The 20,135-nt window shown below is 33.8% G+C and carries 18 protein-coding genes; 9 read left to right on the forward strand and 9 right to left on the reverse strand.

Translation table 11 applies throughout. From position 1 onward, the window contains the following. The first annotated feature begins 295 nt into the window (after positions 1 to 295). Positions 296 to 2,269 (forward strand): CoB--CoM heterodisulfide reductase iron-sulfur subunit A family protein, encoded by a 1,974-nt coding sequence (locus MEFER_RS01180; RefSeq protein WP_015790816.1) that lies wholly within the window; start codon positions 296 to 298, stop codon positions 2,267 to 2,269. A gap of 71 nt (positions 2,270 to 2,340) precedes the next feature. On the opposite strand, the gene MEFER_RS08320 is transcribed toward MEFER_RS01180, so the two are convergent. Beyond that, positions 2,341 to 2,490 carry a hypothetical protein gene (locus tag MEFER_RS08320; RefSeq protein ID WP_157200666.1) on the reverse strand — a complete coding sequence of 50 codons (150 nt, stop codon included), beginning with the start codon at positions 2,488 to 2,490 and terminating at the stop codon, positions 2,341 to 2,343. A 52-nt stretch (positions 2,491 to 2,542) separates the two neighbouring features. On the opposite strand from MEFER_RS08320, the gene vhuD reads away from it, so the two are divergent. The 6 genes from vhuD to MEFER_RS01210 all read left to right on the forward strand — a co-directional run bounded on the left by vhuD (position 2,543) and on the right by MEFER_RS01210 (position 8,096). Further along, complete coding sequence (gene vhuD, locus MEFER_RS01185; RefSeq protein WP_015790817.1) at positions 2,543 to 2,947, forward strand: F420-non-reducing hydrogenase iron-sulfur subunit VhuD; 405 nt, start codon at positions 2,543 to 2,545, stop codon at positions 2,945 to 2,947. Between the two features lie 114 nt (positions 2,948 to 3,061). Then, the gene (gene vhuG, locus MEFER_RS01190; protein WP_015790818.1) at positions 3,062 to 3,928 is read left to right on the forward strand and encodes a F420-non-reducing hydrogenase subunit VhuG; all 867 of its coding nucleotides are present in this window, start codon (positions 3,062 to 3,064) and stop codon (positions 3,926 to 3,928) included. Between the two features lie 24 nt (positions 3,929 to 3,952). Further along, the gene (gene vhuA / locus MEFER_RS01195; protein ID WP_015790819.1) at positions 3,953 to 5,209 is read left to right on the forward strand and encodes a F420-non-reducing hydrogenase Vhu subunit A; all 1,257 of its coding nucleotides are present in this window, start codon (positions 3,953 to 3,955) and stop codon (positions 5,207 to 5,209) included. Positions 5,210 to 5,326: 117 nt separating this feature from the next. Then, on the forward strand, positions 5,327 to 5,479 hold the full coding sequence (vhuU, locus tag MEFER_RS08465; protein ID WP_083767084.1) for a F420-non-reducing hydrogenase selenoprotein subunit VhuU: 153 nt from the start codon (positions 5,327 to 5,329) through the stop codon (positions 5,477 to 5,479). A gap of 113 nt (positions 5,480 to 5,592) precedes the next feature. After that, positions 5,593 to 6,765 (forward strand): F420-non-reducing hydrogenase associated-polyferredoxin VhuB, encoded by a 1,173-nt coding sequence (gene vhuB, locus MEFER_RS01205; protein WP_015790820.1) that lies wholly within the window; start codon positions 5,593 to 5,595, stop codon positions 6,763 to 6,765. 23 nt (positions 6,766 to 6,788) lie between these two features. Continuing rightward, complete coding sequence (locus MEFER_RS01210) at positions 6,789 to 8,096, forward strand: formylmethanofuran dehydrogenase subunit B (protein WP_015790821.1); 1,308 nt, start codon at positions 6,789 to 6,791, stop codon at positions 8,094 to 8,096. Between the two features lie 235 nt (positions 8,097 to 8,331). Here the strand turns inward: MEFER_RS01210 and MEFER_RS01215 are convergent, their stop codons facing one another. Further along, entirely contained in the window at positions 8,332 to 9,888 is a 1,557-nt protein-coding gene (locus MEFER_RS01215) for a 2-isopropylmalate synthase (RefSeq protein WP_015790822.1), read from the reverse strand. Between the two features lie 345 nt (positions 9,889 to 10,233). Between MEFER_RS01215 and MEFER_RS01220 the strand changes: the two genes are divergently transcribed. Continuing rightward, positions 10,234 to 12,096, forward strand: a complete 1,863-nt coding sequence (locus MEFER_RS01220; RefSeq protein ID WP_015790823.1) for a KamA family radical SAM protein — start codon at positions 10,234 to 10,236, stop codon at positions 12,094 to 12,096. Between the two features lie 9 nt (positions 12,097 to 12,105). Further along, positions 12,106 to 13,275, forward strand: coding sequence for an NAD(P)/FAD-dependent oxidoreductase (locus tag MEFER_RS01225; protein WP_015790824.1), 1,170 nt, complete (start codon positions 12,106 to 12,108; stop codon positions 13,273 to 13,275). Position 13,276: 1 nt separating this feature from the next. Here the strand turns inward: MEFER_RS01225 and pheA are convergent, their stop codons facing one another. From pheA to MEFER_RS01260, 7 genes are all read right to left on the reverse strand, one after another. Next, complete coding sequence (pheA, locus tag MEFER_RS01230) at positions 13,277 to 14,086, reverse strand: prephenate dehydratase (RefSeq protein WP_015790825.1); 810 nt, start codon at positions 14,084 to 14,086, stop codon at positions 13,277 to 13,279. After that, positions 14,083 to 14,769, reverse strand: coding sequence for a class I SAM-dependent methyltransferase (locus tag MEFER_RS01235; RefSeq protein WP_015790826.1), 687 nt, complete (start codon positions 14,767 to 14,769; stop codon positions 14,083 to 14,085). Before MEFER_RS01235 ends, pheA begins: the two co-directional genes overlap by 4 nt. Further along, entirely contained in the window at positions 14,766 to 15,053 is a 288-nt protein-coding gene (locus MEFER_RS01240; protein WP_015790827.1) for a hypothetical protein, read from the reverse strand. The genes MEFER_RS01235 and MEFER_RS01240 overlap by 4 nt, the downstream gene beginning before the upstream one ends. A 19-nt stretch (positions 15,054 to 15,072) precedes the next feature. Further along, positions 15,073 to 17,523: an EcoAI/FtnUII family type I restriction enzme subunit R gene (gene hsdR / locus MEFER_RS01245; RefSeq protein WP_015790828.1), complete on the reverse strand. Its 2,451-nt coding sequence runs from the start codon at positions 17,521 to 17,523 to the stop codon at positions 15,073 to 15,075. Positions 17,524 to 17,547: 24 nt separating this feature from the next. Beyond that, positions 17,548 to 18,642, reverse strand: coding sequence for an ATP-binding protein (locus tag MEFER_RS01250; protein WP_015790829.1), 1,095 nt, complete (start codon positions 18,640 to 18,642; stop codon positions 17,548 to 17,550). Between the two features lie 62 nt (positions 18,643 to 18,704). Further along, the gene (locus MEFER_RS01255) at positions 18,705 to 18,899 is read right to left on the reverse strand and encodes a hypothetical protein (protein WP_015790830.1); all 195 of its coding nucleotides are present in this window, start codon (positions 18,897 to 18,899) and stop codon (positions 18,705 to 18,707) included. An 18-nt stretch (positions 18,900 to 18,917) separates the two neighbouring features. Next, positions 18,918 to 20,126, reverse strand: coding sequence for a restriction endonuclease subunit S (locus tag MEFER_RS01260; protein WP_015790831.1), 1,209 nt, complete (start codon positions 20,124 to 20,126; stop codon positions 18,918 to 18,920). Positions 20,127 to 20,135 lie beyond the last annotated feature (9 nt).

Consider the following 20,135-nt stretch of genomic DNA (forward strand, 5'->3'; position numbering starts at 1 on the left):
GGAGGGGTGTTAAGCTGTAAATTTTGTTAATCCGACTGGAGCCGGCTCCCACGGCGCGGGTTATCAGCGGTGAGGTGGGGGGCTCACCACTGTCCCACCCACGCCAACTTGTTATACTACACTTTATCTATATAAAGTTTTCGATACAACTAACTTTAATTAAACTAAAATATTTTTAAATTGAATGGCACCATTAGATTAACTAATAACTTCCATTAGGTAGTTTAAGAATATATATTTTTATAGTTATCCTCCTAATTAGTAATTGTGATTTCTATTCTTTGGAGGTGAATCTATGTCCCCAAGAGTTGGGGTATTTGTCTGTTACTGTGGAGCAAACATCAACGGTGTTGTTGATTGTGAAGCAGTGAGAGATTTTGCTGAAAAGCTAGATGGAGTAGTTGTAGCTAAAACCTATCCTTTTATGTGTGCTGACCCAGGACAAAACTTGATTAAAGAGGCAATAAAAGAATACAACCTCGATAGAGTTGTTGTCGCTGCATGTACACCAAAAATTCACGAACCTACTTTTAGAAACTGTATAAAAGAAGCAGGGTTATCTCCATACTACTTGGAGTTCGTTAACATTAGAGAACACTGTTCTTTTGTTCACATGAATGAGCCAGAAAAGGCAACCAAAAAAGCAATGGAATTGGTTGCAGGAGCTGTTGAAAGAGCTAAAAGATTAGAAGATGTTCCACAAAAAATTGTAGATGTTGATAAATCTTGTTTAATTATTGGAGGAGGTATTGCTGGAATTCAGGCAGCTCTTGATTTAGGAGACCAAGGTTATAAAGTATATTTAGTTGAGAAGGAGCCATCAATTGGAGGAAGAATGGCTCAGCTTGCTAAGACATTCCCAACTGACGATTGTGCTATGTGAATTTTGGCTCCAAAGATGGTTAGCGTTGCAAACCACCCCAATGTTGAGCTCATAACCTATGCCGAAGTTAAAAATGTTGAAGGATACATTGGAAACTTTGAAGTTACAATTGAAAAGAAACCAAGATATGTTGATGAAGATGTCTGTACCGGATGTGGGGCTTGTGCCGCTGTATGTCCAATTGAAGTGCCAAACGAGTTTGACTTGGGTTTAGGTACAAGAAAAGCTATTTACGTTCCATTCCCACAGGCAGTTCCTTTAATCTACACAATCGATATGGAGCACTGTATAAGATGTGGACTATGTGAAAAAGCTTGTGGTCCAGGAGCTATAAGATATGATCAAAAACCTGAAGAAATCAAATTAAAAGTAGGAACTATCATCTGTGCAGTTGGTTACGACGAATTTGATGCTACATTGAAAGAAGAGTATGGATATGGAGTTTATGATAACGTCATAACCACATTAGAATTAGAGAGAATGATCAACCCAGCAGGGCCAACAGGAGGACACGAAATAAGACCAAGTGACGGAAAGCATCCTCACAGAGTTGTGTTCATCCAGTGTGTTGGTTCAAGGGATGCAAAAGTCGGAAAGCCATACTGTTCAAGAATCTGCTGTATGTTCGCTTTGAAGAATGCTCAGTTAATTAAGCAGCACGACCCAAGCACCGAAGTATATATCTGCTACATGGATATCAGAGCGTTTGGTAAGGGATATGAGGAGTATTACAGAAGAGCTCAAGAGCAGTTTGGTGTTAAGTTTATCAGAGGAAGACCAGCTTGTGTAATGGAAGATCCAGAAACAAAGAACTTAATTGTTAGAGTAGAAGATACATTACTTGGAGAAATCGTAGAGATTGAAGCAGATTTAGTTGTATTGTCAGCTGGTTTATCAGCAAGACCAGAGAATCCAAAATTGGCTAAGATGCTCGGTTTAGAATTAAGCCCAGATGGATTCTTCAAAGAGTTGCATCCAAAGTTAGCTCCAGTTAATACAAAAGTTGATGGTATAGCAATTGCTGGAGTTGCTCAAGGACCTAAGGATATTCCAGATACTGTAGCTCAAGCTAAAGGGGCTGCAAGTGCTGTAGCAATACCAATGGCACAGGGAGAATTCAGAATTGAAATGATTAGGGCTGTTGTTGATGAAGATGTCTGTGGAGGATGTCAAGTTTGTGCTAAGATGTGTCCATACAACGCTATAAGCTATGTTGAAAAAGATGGGCACTTAGTAGCTCAAGTCAATGACGTTGCTTGTAAAGGATGTGGTGCATGTGCTGGAGCATGTCCAAGTGGAGCAATGCAGTTAAGATACTATAGAGATGAGCAAATCATCTCGTTTATTGATGGAGTATTAGAAGCTCACCAAAAATTAGAAAGCTAAGCTAAAAACTCAAGCACAAGCCCCACATCCAACTTATCAGAAATTATCTTAATCCTAAAATTAAACAAATATCAAATAAAGCTAAGAACTAAAAATATGGCGTAGGTTATGAGCTCAACATTGGGGGCAGAAAAAGCCAGATGAGGCATCACCCGAAGGCACTTGCCAGGGTGGTGCTGATGGGGGGCAGGCGCCCTTAGCCATTTTATTGTAACTTTCATAATCTTCACCAAATATAAATTAAATTGCTACAATAAACTTTGAGGGATTAATATGGAACCAGTAATAATCGCTTTCTGCTGTTATCAATGAGGTTATGGGGCTGCTGACTTAGCAGGGACAAGTAGAATGCAATACCCTGCAACCGTAAGAGTCGTCAGGCTCCCTTGCACTGGTAAATTTGATGTTACCTATGCTTTAAGAGCTTTCCAAAAGGGAGCCGACGCGGTTATGGTTGTAGGGTGAAAGAAAGGAGAATGCGCTTACGAAACAGGTAACTTGAAGGCTGAGGAGAGGGTTAGGTTCGCTAAACAATTATTAGATGAATTGGGAATCGGCGGAGACAGAATTGAAATGTACTTCATGACAGCTGCTGAAGCTGATAAGTTTGTCTCCGCCGTTAATGAAATGACCGAAAAACTCCAAAAACTCGGACCTAACCCTCTCAAAGCTCAGTAAAGCCGGAGATTAAAGGGATGAGTTCTCTCGGGAACCCGTAAGGGACCGAGAGGACAACCGCCCCCATGTGAGGGGTTCTCCGGCAAAACATAAAATAAATTTAAACTTTTTAGGGTGATTACCTTGGCAGTTAAGGTGGGGATGATTCAGTTATGTTCATGTTCTGGGTGTCACGTTTCTTTATTAGATTTGCACGATAAGTTATTGGAGGTTCTACCAAATTTAGAGATTGTATACGCCCCAATAATTGCAGACCCTAAGGAGATTCCTGAAGGAATAGATGTATTTTTAGTTGAAGGAGGAATAAGAAACGAGCACGATGAGCATTTAATCCATGAAATAAGAGAAAAATCAAAGATTGTCATTGCTTGGGGAAGCTGTGCTGCTTTTGGAGGAATACCAGGTTTAGCTAACTTATACACAAAAGAAGAAATATTAAATACAGTATACTCAACCGATTCAACTGAAAACAAGGGGGAGATTCCTTCTGAAGAAGTTCCTCCATTAGAAGAGTACGTTAAACCAATAAGTGATTTTGTTAAAGTAGATTATGTCATTCCAGGATGTCCTCCAACACCAGAAATGATTGCAAGTGCAATTGTTGCATTATTGAATGGAGAAGAGCCAAAATTACCAACAAAGATTGTATGTGATGAATGTCCAAGAAAAAAAGAAAATGTATTCCCAGAGAAGTTTAAGAGAACTTATGAAGGAAAACCAGATCCAGAAAAATGTTTGTTTGAACAAGGATACACTTGCCTAGGGTTTGCTACAAGAGCTGGATGTGGAGCGAAGTGTCCAAGTGCAGGAGTTCCATGCAGGGGATGCTTCGGTAAGACAGACAAATCATTGGACTTAGGAGCTAATGCAGCTAACGTATTAGCTAACGCTGGAGAAGCTGCTTTAGAAATCCCAGATAAAGTAGCATTATTAAACAGATTCACACTACCTGCTGCTTTAATTAATAGAAAGGTAAAATAATTAAAATAAAATAAGGGTGAATTTATGGGGAAAATAGTAATTGAGCCCCTATCAAGATTGGAAGGGCATGGTAAGGTAACCATTACCTTAGATGAAAATGGAAAGCCAAAGGATGTTAAGCTACATATAACAGCATTGAGAGGATTTGAGCAATTTGTTGTTGGTAGACCTGCTGAGGAAGTTCCAAGAATTGTTCCAAGAATTTGTGGTATTTGTCAGACAGCTCACCACTTAGCGAGTGTTAAAGCAGTTGATGCTGCTTGGGGTGTAGAGATTCCAGAACCTGCAAAAAAATTGAGAGAATTAATGCACATAGGAAACATGATTCACAGTCATGCTTTGCACTTCTACTTCTTGGCAGCACCTGACTTCGTCCTAGGAGTAGATGCGGATCCAGCAATAAGAAACGTTATAGGGGTTATAGACAAAGCACCTGAAGCTGCAAAGCAGGCAATTGCATTAAGAAAATATGGGCAGAAGATTGTTGAAGCAATTGGAGGAAAGGCAATTCACCCAGTTACTGGAATTCCTGGAGGGCAGGCAAAACAATTAAAAGAAGAAGAAAGAGATGAGCTGTTAAAAGATGCTGACCAGATGATTGAATATGCTAAAAATGGTATTGAATTAATAAAACAAATAAACGAACAATACATGGAACAAATAAAAACATTAGGAGTTATTGATACATGGTATTTAGGTCTAGTTAAAGGTGGAAAACACAACTTCTATGACGATACATTAAGATTCCTATCACCAGATGGAAAAGAAAAGGTTGATTTCAAACCTGCTGAATATTTAGACTACATAGGAGAGCATGTAGTTTCTCACAACTATGTAAAATATCCATTCTACAAAAAAGCTGGATACCCAGATGGTATTTACAGAGTAGGACCTTTAGCTATGCTAAACGTATGTGATTCAATGGAAACACCTTTAGCTGAAGAGTATAGAAAAGAATTCTTTGACATCTTCGGATTCCCAGCTAATCAATCATTAGCTTACCACCACGCAAGATTGATAGAGTTAGTTGAAGCTTGTGAAAAAGCTAAGATATTATTGGAAGATAATGACATAACATCAGACGATATTAAAGCAGAAGTTGAGCCAAAAGCTGGAAACGGTGTTGGAGTAGTTTACGCTCCAAGAGGGGTTTTAATCCACAACTATGAAACTGACGAAAATGGAATTGTTGTTAAAGCAAACATGATCGTTGCTACAACTCACAATGTCCCAACAATGGAAAAAGCTATTCAACAAGCTGCTCAGGAAATCTTTAAATAAATTTATAATAGAACGAATATCGAACCATAAGCGTAATATATGTATCAAAAATAAGGTAAAAACTAATTGCTTACTTACTTCTTATCATGATTATTTAATCACTATGTGGTGATGAGTATGGCTGAAAAGAGCACAGTCAAAGTTGATGAAGTAAAGTTAAACCTAATTGAAGTTGTATTAAGAGCTTACGACCCTTGATACTCATGTGCTGCCCACATAATAGTTAAAGATGAGAAAGGAAACAAAATTATAGAGGTTGTCAGGGAATAAGCTCACAACCGAACCCAGTTTGGGAGGTTGTGAGCTATATCCCCCCATGCAGGGGGAATTCGCTAAAATCCTTTTATGGATTTTAGCGCACAATTTTTAGGAGGATGGGATTGATGAACATAACAATCCAGAATGATGCTTGTTTGGTCTGCTATGCTTGTCAGGCAGAATGTCCGACTAAAGCGATAGACATAGACAATTTTAAAGTTTGTAATTTATGCATGCAGTGCGTTAACGTTTGTCCGAATGGAGCGTTGGTAGAGGAGGAAGTAGAGATTAACGGAAAGACTGTAAAGAGGGTTAATTACTTAGCTCACAAGTGTGAGAAGTGTGGAAATTGTGCGGAAGCTTGCCCTGTAGGGATTAAGAAGGTTGATGATGAATTCCCTTACTCGAAAGGGCATTGTGTCCTCTGCCAAAAGTGTATTGACGTCTGTCCAATCGAAATTATCTCCTTACCTGGAATCATCGATAAGCCAAGAAGAGAAGTTAAGGCTCCAAAGGATCCGATAGCAGTTACGGACGCTTGTGTTGGTTGTGGAGTTTGCGTTCCAGAATGTCCTGTAAATGCTATTAGCATTGAGGACAATAAAGCAGTTATCGATAAGAGTAAGTGTATCTACTGTAGTATTTGTGCTCAAACATGTCCATGGAATGCTATCTATGTGGCTGGAAGAATACCTAAGAAGAGGAGGAAGGAAGTTAAGAGCTTTAAAGTCGAAGCTGAGAAGTGTATTTATTGCCTAAAATGTGTCGAAGTTTGTCCTGGAGACATGATTAAGGTTGATAACGAAAACATGATTGTCGTTCCTCCAAAATCATGTCCTGCTTGTGGTTTGTGTGTGAATATTTGCCCAGTCAATGCTTTAGAATTGGATGTTAAGTTAAGCTCACCACATCCAATAACAGATGAGGGTTTAGTTATTGTAGAAGAGGATTACGAGGTTTTGAAGAAGTGTGCTTCTGTATGCCCAACTGAGGCTATTGTAGTGGATGATGAGAAGAAGGAAGTTAAGATGTGTATTGTCTGTGGGGCATGTACTGTCGCATGTCCAACAGGGGCTTTAAAGCTTGGTAAGATTGAACATAACGGAAAAGAATACAATAGGATTGAATTCAGCCCATACTTATGCGATAAGTGTGGAAAGTGTGTTGAAGTCTGTCCAATGAAGACTTTGAAGTTAGCTGACGATGAAAAACTGCCATTGAAAGGATACTGTGTAATGTGCCTCCTCTGCCTATCATGCGCAGAAGGAGAGAAAAAGAAAGTTTTAGAATTGAGATAAATTAGAGAAGGGGTGAATCCCTTATGGTAAAAGTTATTAGGAATGTAGTTTGCCCATTCTGTGGGACATTATGTGATGATTTAGAGATTTTAGTTGAAAATAACCACATAGTTGGAACAAGACATGCTTGTAGAATTGGAAACGCAAAGTTCATGCACTTTGAAGGAGCGGTTAGATATACTGAACCTTTAATGAGAGAGAATAAGAAAGATGATTTCAAAAAAGTTGATTATGAAACAGCAATTGAAGAGACAGCAAGATTATTAACCGAAGCTTCATTACCTCTAATCTACGGATGGAGTGCTACTGAATGCCATGCACACATGTATGGGATTGAGTTGGCTGAGCTCGTTGGGGCAGTTATTGACAACACCGCAAGTGTTTGACACGGGCCTTCTGTCTTGGCTTTGCAGGATGTAGGATACCCCGTCTGTACTTTAGGAGAAGTCAAAAACAGAGCTGACGTTATAATATACTGGGGTTCAAACCCAATGCACGCCCACCCAAGGCATATGAGTAGATATACAACATTCGCAAGAGGTTTCTTCAGGGAGAGGGGTAGAGAAGATAGAACTTTAATTGTTGTCGATCCAAGAGAGACCGATACCGCAAAATTGGCTGATATTCACTTGCAAGTTGAACCTCACAAGGATTATGAGTTAATTAGTGCGATGAGGGCTGTATTAAAAGGCTTCGAATTACAAGTAGATAAAGTTGCTGGAGTTCCAGCAGAGTTGATATATGAGGCAGTAGATATTTGTAAAAACGCTCAGTTTGGAGAATTGTTCTTCGCTATGGGAATGACAATGACAAGAGGTAAGCACAGAAACATCGACAACGCTATCCAGTTTGTTATTGATTTAAACGCATACACAAAATTCACACTAACACCAATGAGAGGACACTACAACGTTAATGGATTCAACCAGGTATGTACATGGGTTACAGGTTATCCATTTGCAGTTGACTTCTCAAGAGGTTATCCAAGATACAACCCAGGAGAAACATCAGCTAACGACTTACTGCAGAGAGGAGAAACCGACATGATGTTAAACATAGCTTCAGACCCTGGAGCACACTTCCCACAAAAGGCAGTTCAGCACATGGCAAAGATACCATTAGTTTGTATAGATCCACACGAAACACCAACAACACAGTTGGCAAATATCATTATCCCTCCAGCAATTGCTGGAGTTGAGGTTGAGGGAACTGCTTATAGAATGGATGGAGTCCCAATTAAGTTGAAAAAGGTTATCGACCCACCAGAAGGAGTCTTACCAGACAGAGAGATATTGAAGATACTCATTAAGAAAGTTAAAGAGATGATGTAAAAACTCTAATGAGAAAATTATAAATATTGGCCGATACTTAATAAATTACGGGGTGGGCGTGCAACGCTAACCATCTTTGGGGTATCCTACATCCTGCGTTACACGTCGTATGTTGGAGGGGAACCCGTAAGGGACCCTCCAACATTTTATTATTTTGGATGTTTTAATTAATTTATTTGAATTGATGAATTAATTTAAAAAATAAAATAAATAAAAAAATAAAAAATAAGAAAATTTATTTTTCTCTTTTTGCTAAAATTTTGTTAATCCCATCTATAACTGCTTCAACTGAAGCTCTGACTATATCTTCACTTGCTGCTTTTGTCGTTATTTCCCTACCATAACCTTCCAGTGTTACAATAACTTCTGCTAAAGCATCAGTACCTCCAGTTATGGCATTTATGTGGTATTCTTTAAGTTTAATTTTTTCTCCAATTGCTCTTTGTATTGCTTTTACTGCTGCATCTACAGGTCCAACACCAATAGCTGAGGTTTTCTTAATCTCTTCTTCAATCTTTAAAGCAACCGAAGCTGTTGGTATAACCCTATTACCCGTCATAACTGCTATTTGCTCCAACTCAACAACTCTATCTTCTTTAGCCAATTTTCCTACAACATCTTCAACTATTGCTTCAACATCTCTATCTGTAACTCTCTTACCTTTATCTCCAAGAGCTTTAATTCTCTTAACAATTTCTTCAAACTGCTCATTGTTTATATCTTTACCAACTACAATTCCAAGCTCTTTTAACTTTGCCTCGATTGCATGAGTTCCAGTATGCTTACCCAATATAATCCTTCTCCTCTGTCCAACTAACTCTGGGGGAATTGGTTCATAAGTTAAAGCATGAGCTAAAACACCATGGGCATGAATTCCACTTTCATGTGCAAAGGCGTTTTCTCCAACAATAGCCTTATTTGGCTGAACTTTAATTTCAGTGTATTTTGATACAAGTTGAGATGTTTCATACAACTTTTCAGTTTTAATATTGGTTTCAATTCCATATATTGACATTAAGCTCATAACTACCTCTTCTAATGCTGCATTTCCTCCCCTTTCCCCTAAACCATTTATTGTACAGTGAACTTGTTCAGCTCCTGCTTCAACTGCGGCCAATGAGTTGGCAACAGCTAAACCAAAATCATTGTGGCAGTGCACAGAGATAGGAACTTTTATCTCTTTCTTTAACTCATTTATTAGATAATACATAGCCCTTGGTATCATAACACCTACTGTATCTGGAACGTTGATTATATCAGCTCCAGCCTCAACTGCCTTTTTATAAACCTCTGTTAAATAGTCAAGTTCTGTTCTTGTTGCATCTTCTGCTGAAAACTCCACCTTAATTCCGTGTTCTTTTATGTATTCAATCGCCTCAACCGCTATATCAATAATTTCTTCTTTAGATTTTCTTAATTTATATTCCCTGTGTAGCGGAGATGTTGCTATAAAAGTGTGAATCCTATCTACTCCGCAATCTATTGCCACATCAATATCTTTTTTTACAGCTCTCGCCAATCCACAAATCTCAGCATTTAAATTCAATGAACAAATCTTTTTAATGGCTTCTTGCTCACCTAATGAAGATACTGGAAATCCTGCTTCAATAACATCAACACCTAAATCATCCAATTTTATAGCTATTTCTATCTTTTCTTCTGGTGTTAAAGAAACTCCAGGAGTTTGTTCACCATCCCTAAGTGTTGTATCAAAAATATAAACCCTCTTTGGGATATTTAGATTCTCTAATGCTTTTTTTATAATTTCATTCTCTTCCCTATAAATTATCATAATCCCACCAAAAGCTCTTAACTTTGATAATTATCTATTCACAAATAATATAAAAATTTTTATAGAAAAATCTTTCCATAAAATTATAAAACTTAAACAATATTAGCACTCCAGTAGTCTAAAAATCTCTGCAATAAAAAGTTTTTTATATGATTACCTACATTATTAATATTGAGTATTCTATCAATTTTTTGTATGCTTAAATCTTTGAATGAGCGTTCTATTTTTAATTATAAAGTATGAGTTTTTGGGATCTGTTTGCATATGAAAATTACGTTATAGATGTGTTAAAAAGATAAACAAAACATTTAATTATTTAAATTAAGTACTATGTGAGGTGGAATTATGGGAGTAAATTTAACCGATAAATACGAAACACTCGACTTTAAAACGTTTTTAGAAGTTTTCAATATAGTTCCAGAAATTGGGGGGATTTTAGAAGAAAGTGAAAGTGTGGGGGAAGCAAGGGAAAAGTTATTTGAATTTTGTAAAGAATTGGAGTGGGAAATTAGGATGGGGAGGATAAAGTTTGATAATGAAGTAGATAGATGGCTCGCTTTAAAAGCTATAAATATATTTTTGAATATAATATCCAAAGACAATGAGAGATTAGCAGGTTTTAGTACTTTAGAATATTTGTGGAGAGCATATAAAGGAGATGAGAAAGTTTTAAAAGAAATTACGGAAGGATTTGTTGAAGAATTCAGGCATTTATTTTTGGCAATGTCTGGAAAAGCCAACTACTCCTTAGGATTTTTAGGAGAAAGATTATTGGAAGAAGGTGTTGAATTTGTTGATTTCAGCAAAATAAAAGGTAGGGAGGCAGGAATAGCAAGGTCTAACTTTTTGGACAAGGTTTATGATATAATGAGGGAGTATATAAGCAGATATCCAAGCGGATTGGATAAGAGAATTATCTTGAAAAGAAAGAAAAATAGAGAGATTTTAGAGGAGTTCTTTGGAATAAGTGATGAAGAGTGGTTTAACTACAAGTGGCAATTTAAGAATGTTATAAAAGGTTTGAAAGGAATTGAAACTTTAAAAGAGCTTAGAGAAGAGACAAACTTTAAAATATCTGATGAAGATTTAGAGATAATTGAAAAAGCTGTAAAGAATGGTATACCATTTGGTATAACTCCTTACTATCTACACTTATTTGACTTTGAAAATCCATATGTTGAGGATTTAGCAGTTAGAAGGCAGGTTATTCCACCAGAGTGGTATGTTGAAAAGATGATGGAACATAAGGAGGATAGAGACAAAGCATTTGACTTTATGGGAGAACATGACACTTCACCAATAGATCTAGTGACAAGGAGATACGTCCCTATAGCAATTATAAAGCCTTATGAATCTTGCCCACAAATTTGTGTCTATTGTCAGAGAAATTGGATGGTTCAAGATTTTGATACTAAAGCATTTAAAGGTTGGGAAAAAGTTGAAAAAGCTTTGGATTGGTTTGCTGAACATGATTCAATGATTGAAATCCTAATTACTGGAGGAGATCCTTTCAGCTTAAGTGATAAAGCAATTGAAAGGATATTAAATAGAGTTTCTGAGATGGATCATGTTATTGGGGTTAGGTTTGGAACAAGAACAATAGTAACAGCTCCAATGAGGATAACTGATGAGTTGGCTGAACTATTGGGAAGCTTTGAAAAGAGTTTAATGGTTTCAACACATGTAGAGAGCTGTTATGAAATAACTCCAGAAGTTAAGGAGACTGTTGAAAAATTGAGAAAAAACAACATATATGTCTATAATCAACACGTATTCCATAGGTATGTAAGTAGAAGATTTGAAAATGTAGCTTTAAGAATAGCTTTAAAGAAGGTTGGAATTATCCCATACTATACATTCTATCCAAAAGGAAAAATGGAACATAAAGATTATTTAGTTCCAATAGCAAGATTGGCTCAGGAAGTTAAAGAGGAAGCAAGGTTGTTGCCAGGTTCATTTAGAACAGATGAGCCTATATTCAACGTCCCAAGGATGGGAAAAAATCATTTAAGAGCTTGGCAGGATAGGGAGTTGATAGCAATAAAACCAAATGGAAGTAGGGTTTACTTAATGCATCCATGGGAGAAAGGTATTTATCCTACAAAACTCTACACTTATGAAGATGTGCCAATTAAAGAGTATCTAGACAGTTTGAAAGAAATTGGGGAGAATGTTGAAGATTACAAAACAATCTGGTATTACTACTAAGGTGAGCTAATGAAAATAGCTGTTGTTGGAGCAGGGCCTGCTGGAAGAACATCAGCTATGTTTTTAGCAAAAAATGGCTTTGATGTAGATTTATTTGAGAAGGAGAGGATTGGAGGAACGTGCTTAAACTACGGATGCACTTATATAACAGGATTAAGAGAGATGGCAGATATTATCAATAATTTGAGTATTTTGAAAGGGGAAAAAATCCATTTAGAAGAAATAATTTCATTTAAAGAGTTGCAGGAAAAGATAAATAAAATTCAAGATAGAATAAGGAATAAATTGGAAAAAGAAACAAAAGAAGCTGGAGTAAATATAAAATACAAAGAATTTAAGGAAAAATATGAAGATAACTACGATTATGTAGTTTATGCCACTGGAAAAAATTATCCAACTTCCTATGATGGTTATGAGGTATTAACTCACAAAGATATTCCGAATTTGAGAGAATTGCCAGAAAATATTTTAGTAATTGGTGGAGGAGCTGTTGCTGCAGAATACGCCTCAATATTTTCTGATTTTGGAAGTAATGTTGTTGTATATACAAGATCTAAAATCTTAAAGGAAATTAAGGATGAGGATATTAGAGATTACCTAATGAAAAAAATTATAAATTTTAAAATAATTAATGACAAAGAAGAATTTGAAAAGCTTTTAAAAAATGAAGATTATACAAAAATTTTAGCAATTGGTGGAAAAGGAGTTTTTGAAACTGATGAATATTTAAGGGTTAAAAATAAAGAGAAAACTTACGCCTGCGGAGATTGTGTAATAAATGGAGGAGGGAACACACCAATATCAAGAATGGAAGGAAGGGTTGTGGCTCAAAACATTTTTAATGAAATAAACAATAAACCTTTAATAAAGCCAAATTATGAGTTAATCCCAAAGAGTATTAGGCTGTCTTTGCCAATATCCTATGTAGGAAAGCAAACAAATGAATACAAAACAATAAGAAGCTGTGTAGGTAAAGGTAATTTCTTTAAAGTTTTGAGTGGCGTTGGGATAAATAAAATCTATTATGAAAATGGAAAGATTGTTGGAGCTATAGCTATGATGCCCTGCTCTGAAATTTTGCCATATTTCACTCAATTAATTAAAGGAATAGATGTTTATTATGATTTTATTGAGATTCATCCTTCAACGGATATATTCTATAAAGAGTTTAGGCAGTAAGCTATTCAAAAACAGGATATCTACCTAAAAGAATGATAAAGGTTGTATATTTCTCTAAAGATTTTAAAATTTCATCCAAATTTTCTTTGTTATTTTCAAAGTCAATGTAAAATATGTAAGTTCCTAATCTCTTTTTTGAAGGTCTCGACTCAATCCTCGTTAAGTTTATGTTTCTTTCAGCGAATTCTTTTAAAATGTGATATAAAGCCCCTGGCTTATCTTCTTTTAATTCAAAAACTATCGAAACCTTATATTTTTCTGGAATATTTTTAAATTTAACATATTTACCAATTAAAATAAATCTCGTCTTATTGTTTTTATAATCCTCAATATTTTCATCCAATATTTTTAGGTTGTAATATTCGGCAGACTCTTTTGAACCAATAGCCCCCAAAGTTTCATCTCCACTCTCAGCAACAATCCTTACAGCCTTAGCTGTGCTTTCTACTGCCTTAACTTCCCAGCCATGTTTTTTTATGTAATTTCTACATTGAGCCAAAGCCTGAGGATGGGAGATAACTGTTTTTATCTTATTTTTATCATACCCAATTAAATTGTGGTGAATATCTAAAGCCAATTCCCCTAATATCTTAATATCTTTAAATTGCAATAACAAATCCTGTGTTAAGGATACCGAGCCCTCAATAGAGTTTTCTATTGGAACTACTCCTAAGCTATTATTAGCTACTTTCTCAAACACATCGTATATTGAATTACAATAATCTATCTTATAATTCCCATCAATATAGTTTAAAAATTTTTTAGCTGCTATTTCGCTGTACGTTCCTTTTGGTAACGTGTAAATAATCATTCTTTCACCATCTCTATAATCAAAAACTGCCCTCTATTTTTAAAGATTTTTGAAAGTTTTTTGTCTACAATTTTCCAGTGCTTTAAGATTTTTGATAAAATTATTGGGGGAAATATCTTAAAAATTGAAGGTAGGTAATATACTGAGCTTATGTAATTGATTTTAAACCCATTTACTTTAAAATCTTCAGCAGATAAAGGTCTATGATAAATCTCAAAGTCGTTAAATATCTCTTCCTTAATTAGGCTGTCTTTATTTACAACAACAACTATTAACTTTCCATTATTTTTTAAAACCCTTTTTATTTCATTTAAGGCATTTAAATGATTTACATGTTCCAAAACGTTTATGCATACCACTAAATCAAAAACCTCATCTTTAAAAGGTAAATGTAGGATGTTGGCACAAATTTTCCTCTCATTTAGTTTAAATTTTTTGAGTAAATTTAGGGAAATATCCAAATATAAGGTATTAAAATCTTTTGTTAAATTATAAAAAGCTCCAAAACCACATCCACAGTCCAAAACTAAAAAATCTTCTTTATTTTTAAAATTTTTAAATTTTTTTAATAATAAATTTAATTCTTCAAAAATTAACTCATCGGCAAAATTTATAAGCAGTTGTATATAATTTGGGAAACTCTCTGGCTCCCATTTATCATAAAAATTTTTAACTTCTTTCATAGTATCTCACATGTTAGTGTATAAATTATTTCATCCTCAAACAGCTTTTTAATTTTTTCTTTAATTTCGTTAATCTCCTCCCTGTTTAACTCTTCCTTTAACGGTTTGTCGAGCATAAATCCACATCTATAATAATAGCCGTTTTCTGAAATTAAAGCCAACTCTGGGTATTCAACAGACAATATTCTAACATCCTCTCCCAAAATCTTTAAAACTTCTTTAAATGCTTTTTCAAAGTCAAATCCCTCTCTTACATAAAAAACAGCATCTACAGCCAATTTCATAGTTTCACCTAAAATATGTTTAAGTATGGTTATAAATTTCCAACTCGTAGATATTACTTTTAATTTCATTTATAAACTGTGGAATATTTTTCACTTTTGCTTTTAATTTATTTAAAGCTCCTTTTCTTTTCATATCTTGTGTTAGTAGAACTTTTGGTGATAAATTATCGATACCTCCTCTTTTATACTTTTCAAGCATTGATAAAACAATATCTCTAATATCTCTACCATATTTGTCTATTTTATAAAGATGTTTATTTATGAAATAATTCACCCTATCATTTCTCGTTAATAAAGGGACATCAAATACAAGATGTGCCATAATATCAAAGCCATCCACTTCATCCATATCTTCGAGGTCTCTTATAAGGTCAATATCTATGCATTTTTCTTTTAACTTATCTAAAAATTCTTTTCTTTTTTTATCATTTATCCAAACATCTTTTAAATCTTCTAAGGTGTGTATTTCTTTTACTATGTTTTCTTTCACATATCTTTTATATTCTGCATAAGATACATTAGTTCCATTAACTTCAACTTCTATTTCTTCTGCAATTTCAACGACAATTCCTCTAACAGTTATTTTCTTAGGTTTTTTCTTTATTGGCTTTAATTCAAAGAAATAATTTTCTTCGTTGGGAGCTACTTTCCTTCTTAATGGAACATAGCCATCTTTTGAGATGATTATATTTAGCAGTGGATTTGATGGCAGTTCTTTTAATTCAAAGTATCCATATTTGTTTGTGTAAGTTTCTTTTTCAAATCTTCCAATTTTTATTTTTACTCTTGCATCAAATATTGGTTCTTTGGTATCTTTATCTATTACATAGCCTTTTATTATTTTGTTGTATGGCTCTTCTGGGATTTCTTCAACCTTCAACTTTGGTGGTTTTGGTATGTCCCATTCATCTATTAGCCGTGTAGCATTTGTAAAATCAATTATTCTAAAAAATCCTTTATTATTTGCTAATCTTGAACCTCTTCCAATAATTTGTTTAAATAAAACTCTTGAGCTTATAGGCCTCATAAAAACGATATTTTTAACATCTGGGATATCAACTCCAGTTGATAACAAATCTACTGTTGTTGCTACTATTGGATAATTGCTTTCAGAATCTCTAAATATTTCTAAGTCATTTTTGTCTTCATGAACAATTTTTACAGCAAAATTCTCATTGTTTGTAAGTTGGTTTATGGTGTTTTTCACTATCTCTGCATGTTCAGTATCTACACAGAATATTATTGTCTTTGCTTTTTTATCAGTTTTATTCATAATATTAAGAAGTTTTTCACACATTTTTCTTGTTCTATCTGGTAGAGATATAGTTCTTTCAAATTCAGAAGGAAGGTAGAAATCTTTTAAGTTTTCTGGATTAATTTCGTCATCATAAATTATCTCTTCTGCTTGGGAAATGTCTAATCCCTCAATATCTATATTTGTTAGGATTTTGTATATTTTATATGGAACGAGGTAACCATCCTCTATTGCTTGTGCCAATGAATATTCAAAAACTGGCTCTCCAAAGTATTCATAAACATCTATGTTGTCTTCTCTTCTTGGTGTTGCAGTCATTCCTAAGTGATAGGCATCTTTAAAATGCTCTACTATCTCTCCCCATCTTCCATATCTCGACCTGTGGCATTCATCTATAATAATTAAATCAAAAAAGTCCTCTGGAATTTGTTTATAAAAGTTGTCTGTATAGAGTGTTTGATATGTTGAAAAATAGATTTGCCTATTTTTGTTAAATTTTCCTGATTCTATTTTAAACCTTGCACCTTTAAATGGTTCATAAGCTTCATAAGCTTGGTCTCTTAAAAATATCCTATCAGTTAAAAACAAAACCCTTGAAATAAACCCGCTTTTTATCAATTTCCAAACAATTTGAAAGGATGTGAATGTTTTTCCGGTTCCAGTAGCCATTGTTAATAAAATTCTTTTCTGTCCTTTTAGCATTGCCTCTATAACTCTTTTTATTGCTGTTTCTTGGTAGCTTCTTAATTTTTTTGTTGGGTCATTGTAGTAAGGATATTCCAATGGAGATAGATTTTTATCTTCAAGTCCTTTCCATTCTTTATATATTTGGTAGAGTTCTTTTGGGGATAGAAAGTTATCAACTCTCTCAGTTTTTGGGATTCTTCTATCGTAGATAATTATTTCTTTCCCATTTGTTGTGTAAGCAATTGGAACATCTAATCTTTTTGCATAGTCAATTGCTTGAGGTAGCCCTTTATCTGCTGGAATGTCTTCTCTCTTTACTTCTACAACCCCGACTATTATGTTATTAACTTTTAAAACAATATCTGCAAATTTGTTTGGTGATTTTATTATTTCGTAATCCTCTCCTTTTACATAAAACCTATCGCTTTTTATTTTATATTCTCTAATTATATTCTCTTCTGTCCATCCATATTCTTTTAGTTTTGGAATAACAAATTTTTCTCTCGTGTCTGCCTCACTTAAAGGCATTTTATCCCCCACATAGCTAAAAATTTATAGCAATTTCTTTATAGCGTTCCAAACTAAATAAGATTGAGGTTTTAAAGTTCCTTCTATTGGATTTAGGAATAGGATGTTTTTCTTAATTAAATAAACATAAATCGGCTTTGCTATATTATCATCACTAACTTCATAATTTTCTTTAAATAATTTTAACGCCTCTATAATATCTTCTTTTTTAATCTCAACAATTTCATTTCCAACTTCAACTTTAGGTTTTATATAATCCAAGTCCTTTAAGAAATATTTCAGTTTTTGAGTAGTATCTTTAAGCATTGAATCTAAAATGTCCTTTAAACGTTCATATCTCAATTTATTAATAACTGTTTCTATTGATATCGGCTTCCCACCTACATAGGAATAAATTAACTCTTTATCCTCATCAGATAATTTTTTATTTAAAATATCATCTGCTAAAAAATCCATAAACTTTAAAGCAGTTTCTTTATCAAAATCATCCACTAAAATATAATCAGCTCTCCCTTCTAACTCCCCAGTGTTATAAACATATTCAATAAATAAGCTATCCGATGATAGACAAAAAACATGACATAAATGCTGTTCTTTTGTTAAAGATACTAAAAACTGAAACAATTCTTTTAACAAATATTTTTGCCCATTTAGAACTACATCTTTAATCATCTGCAATTCATCAAATATTAATATCGGCTTTTTCCCACTCTTTTTAACAGCTAACAATAAGCTGTTTAAATACTGGAAAGCGTCGTTTATCTTTTCTTCAAATAACTTATCAAACTCTACCTCTGGTATAGGGATGCCAGTTAAAATCCTAACACCTTTGGTTATTAAATTCAAAACCTCATCCTTATCTTTAATCTTTTCAAAGAAATCATATTTTTTAGTTGTGAAGATTGCCTCAATAAACTCCCTCTTTTCTGAGATTAAATAGGTTCTGAAATTAATATAGAAAACCTTATAGTCATCAGTTAGTTTGTTTTCTATGATATGTTTTATTAAAGCAGTTTTTCCACTATTTATAGAGCCGTAGATAAAATAAATTAAATTTGGCTCTCCTTCTAAGATTGATAGAATTTCTTTTATTTCTTTTTCTCTGTTGAAAAATTTCATTTTTTCACCAGATTAAATTTTATATCTATATATGAAAATAAACAAAATGATAAGAATAGCCCCTATTCCCCCATCTTTGATAACGGTTCTAATATCCCAATTTCCCAGGGAGTTGCAACATTTTCTATGAATTTTGGTAGGTAGTTAAGTAAAGCATCAGGATTATTGATATTAAACACCAAATATATTGATGCTCCGATTATTACGGGTATTAAAAAAATTAATCCAATAATTTCTCCAATAGTTGTATTTCCCATAGCTTCACCAAATTTATATTATATCAACTCCCCCTCAAATGCTTTATTTAAAATACTCTCTTTTAATTCTTTGAATAAGTTTAACTGCTTTTCTTGTAGTTGCTCTAATTGTTTAATTTTTTCACTTAAATTGTCTAAATAGTTTGCTATTTGTTTTTGTTTCTCTATGTCTGGTTTGTTATCTTTGTATGGTATTGGGATTAAGAGATTCTTTAAAATTTCCTTATTTAATGTATGTCCTTTTATTGCTGGATTTATGTATTTTTTATAATCAATTGATTGCAGAACCCAATATAAATAATCTCTCAAAATTTCTTCTTTTGGATAAATTGATATAATTGCTTCATTATGGACAGCATCAATATTTAAAATTGCAGTTCTTCCAATAGTCAATTTAAAACTCATTAATAATGTTCCTTTTGGAACAATTTTCCCTTTAAAAACTTCTCTAAATGCTTCTTCTGAAATTTTTTCTTTTGTAGTGTTTATATATTTATCTTGCATATCTCCAATAGAAACCCAATGATAAACCCCATTTTCCCAATATCTTTTCTCACTTCTTTTTGGTGTTTTTCCCATTTTAAAATCAACAATATTTTCAAATTTAACCCATTTCCACCTTTCTCCTTCCTCTGCCTCTTTAAAAATCTTATTTAACACTGCATTAAATAGCTCTTTTGTTTCATTTATTGCCTTTTCTCTTAATTTTATTGCCTTGTCTATTTCATTAAAGATTTTTTCAATCTTTTCAACGATTTGTTTTTGTTTTTCTAAATCTGGCTTTCCATCTTTAAATGGGATTGGGATTAATAAGTTATTAAATACTTCTTTTGAGACGTGTGGAATTCCAGCACCAGTTGTATTTTTATTAAGAATTGGGAAATAATGCTTTATAACAAAATAAATAAATTTTGGATGAACCTCTTTATTTTTAATAATTAATTTTACCATTGTTGAAGCCAATATCCCTTCAATATCTGAAATAAAAATATCTCCTGCTTTTGAACCATCCCATATTAAAACCAAATCCCCTGGCTTTACTATTCTTAATTTTTCATTTTCTTCTGAATATTGTTTTAAAATTCCTGTTCTGAAATAATCTGCTGTTAAATATGGTAATGCATTATTATTTTTTTCTTTTATTAGGTTTTTAGGTTTTTTTCCTTTTTCTGTTTTTATTATTTCTTTCAATTTTACCCATTTCCAACCCTCTGGCAACTCATACATAATAATCCC

Origin of the sequence: Methanocaldococcus fervens AG86 (assembly GCF_000023985.1) — an archaeon.
GTDB classification, from domain to species: Archaea; AGJL01; Methanococci; order Methanococcales; family Methanocaldococcaceae; genus Methanocaldococcus; species Methanocaldococcus fervens.

What these genes read in the sequence shown, in the direction of transcription:
- MEFER_RS08320 (WP_157200666.1), bottom strand. Translation starts at nt 2,490, where the DNA reads ATGAAAGTTACAATAAAATGGCTAAGGGCGCCTGCCCCCCATCAGCAC.
- vhuA (WP_015790819.1), top strand. Translation starts at nt 3,953, where the DNA reads ATGGGGAAAATAGTAATTGAGCCCCTATCAAGATTGGAAGGGCATGGT.
- vhuB (WP_015790820.1), top strand. Translation starts at nt 5,593, where the DNA reads ATGAACATAACAATCCAGAATGATGCTTGTTTGGTCTGCTATGCTTGT.
- MEFER_RS01215 (WP_015790822.1), bottom strand. Translation starts at nt 9,888, where the DNA reads ATGATAATTTATAGGGAAGAGAATGAAATTATAAAAAAAGCATTAGAG.
- MEFER_RS01220 (WP_015790823.1), top strand. Translation starts at nt 10,234, where the DNA reads ATGGGAGTAAATTTAACCGATAAATACGAAACACTCGACTTTAAAACG.
- MEFER_RS01225 (WP_015790824.1), top strand. Translation starts at nt 12,106, where the DNA reads ATGAAAATAGCTGTTGTTGGAGCAGGGCCTGCTGGAAGAACATCAGCT.
- pheA (WP_015790825.1), bottom strand. Translation starts at nt 14,086, where the DNA reads ATGATTATTTACACGTTACCAAAAGGAACGTACAGCGAAATAGCAGCT.
- MEFER_RS01235 (WP_015790826.1), bottom strand. Translation starts at nt 14,769, where the DNA reads ATGAAAGAAGTTAAAAATTTTTATGATAAATGGGAGCCAGAGAGTTTC.
- MEFER_RS01240 (WP_015790827.1), bottom strand. Translation starts at nt 15,053, where the DNA reads ATGAAATTGGCTGTAGATGCTGTTTTTTATGTAAGAGAGGGATTTGAC.
- hsdR (WP_015790828.1), bottom strand. Translation starts at nt 17,523, where the DNA reads ATGCCTTTAAGTGAGGCAGACACGAGAGAAAAATTTGTTATTCCAAAA.
- MEFER_RS01250 (WP_015790829.1), bottom strand. Translation starts at nt 18,642, where the DNA reads ATGAAATTTTTCAACAGAGAAAAAGAAATAAAAGAAATTCTATCAATC.
- MEFER_RS01255 (WP_015790830.1), bottom strand. Translation starts at nt 18,899, where the DNA reads ATGGGAAATACAACTATTGGAGAAATTATTGGATTAATTTTTTTAATA.
- MEFER_RS01260 (WP_015790831.1), bottom strand. Translation starts at nt 20,126, where the DNA reads ATGTATGAGTTGCCAGAGGGTTGGAAATGGGTAAAATTGAAAGAAATA.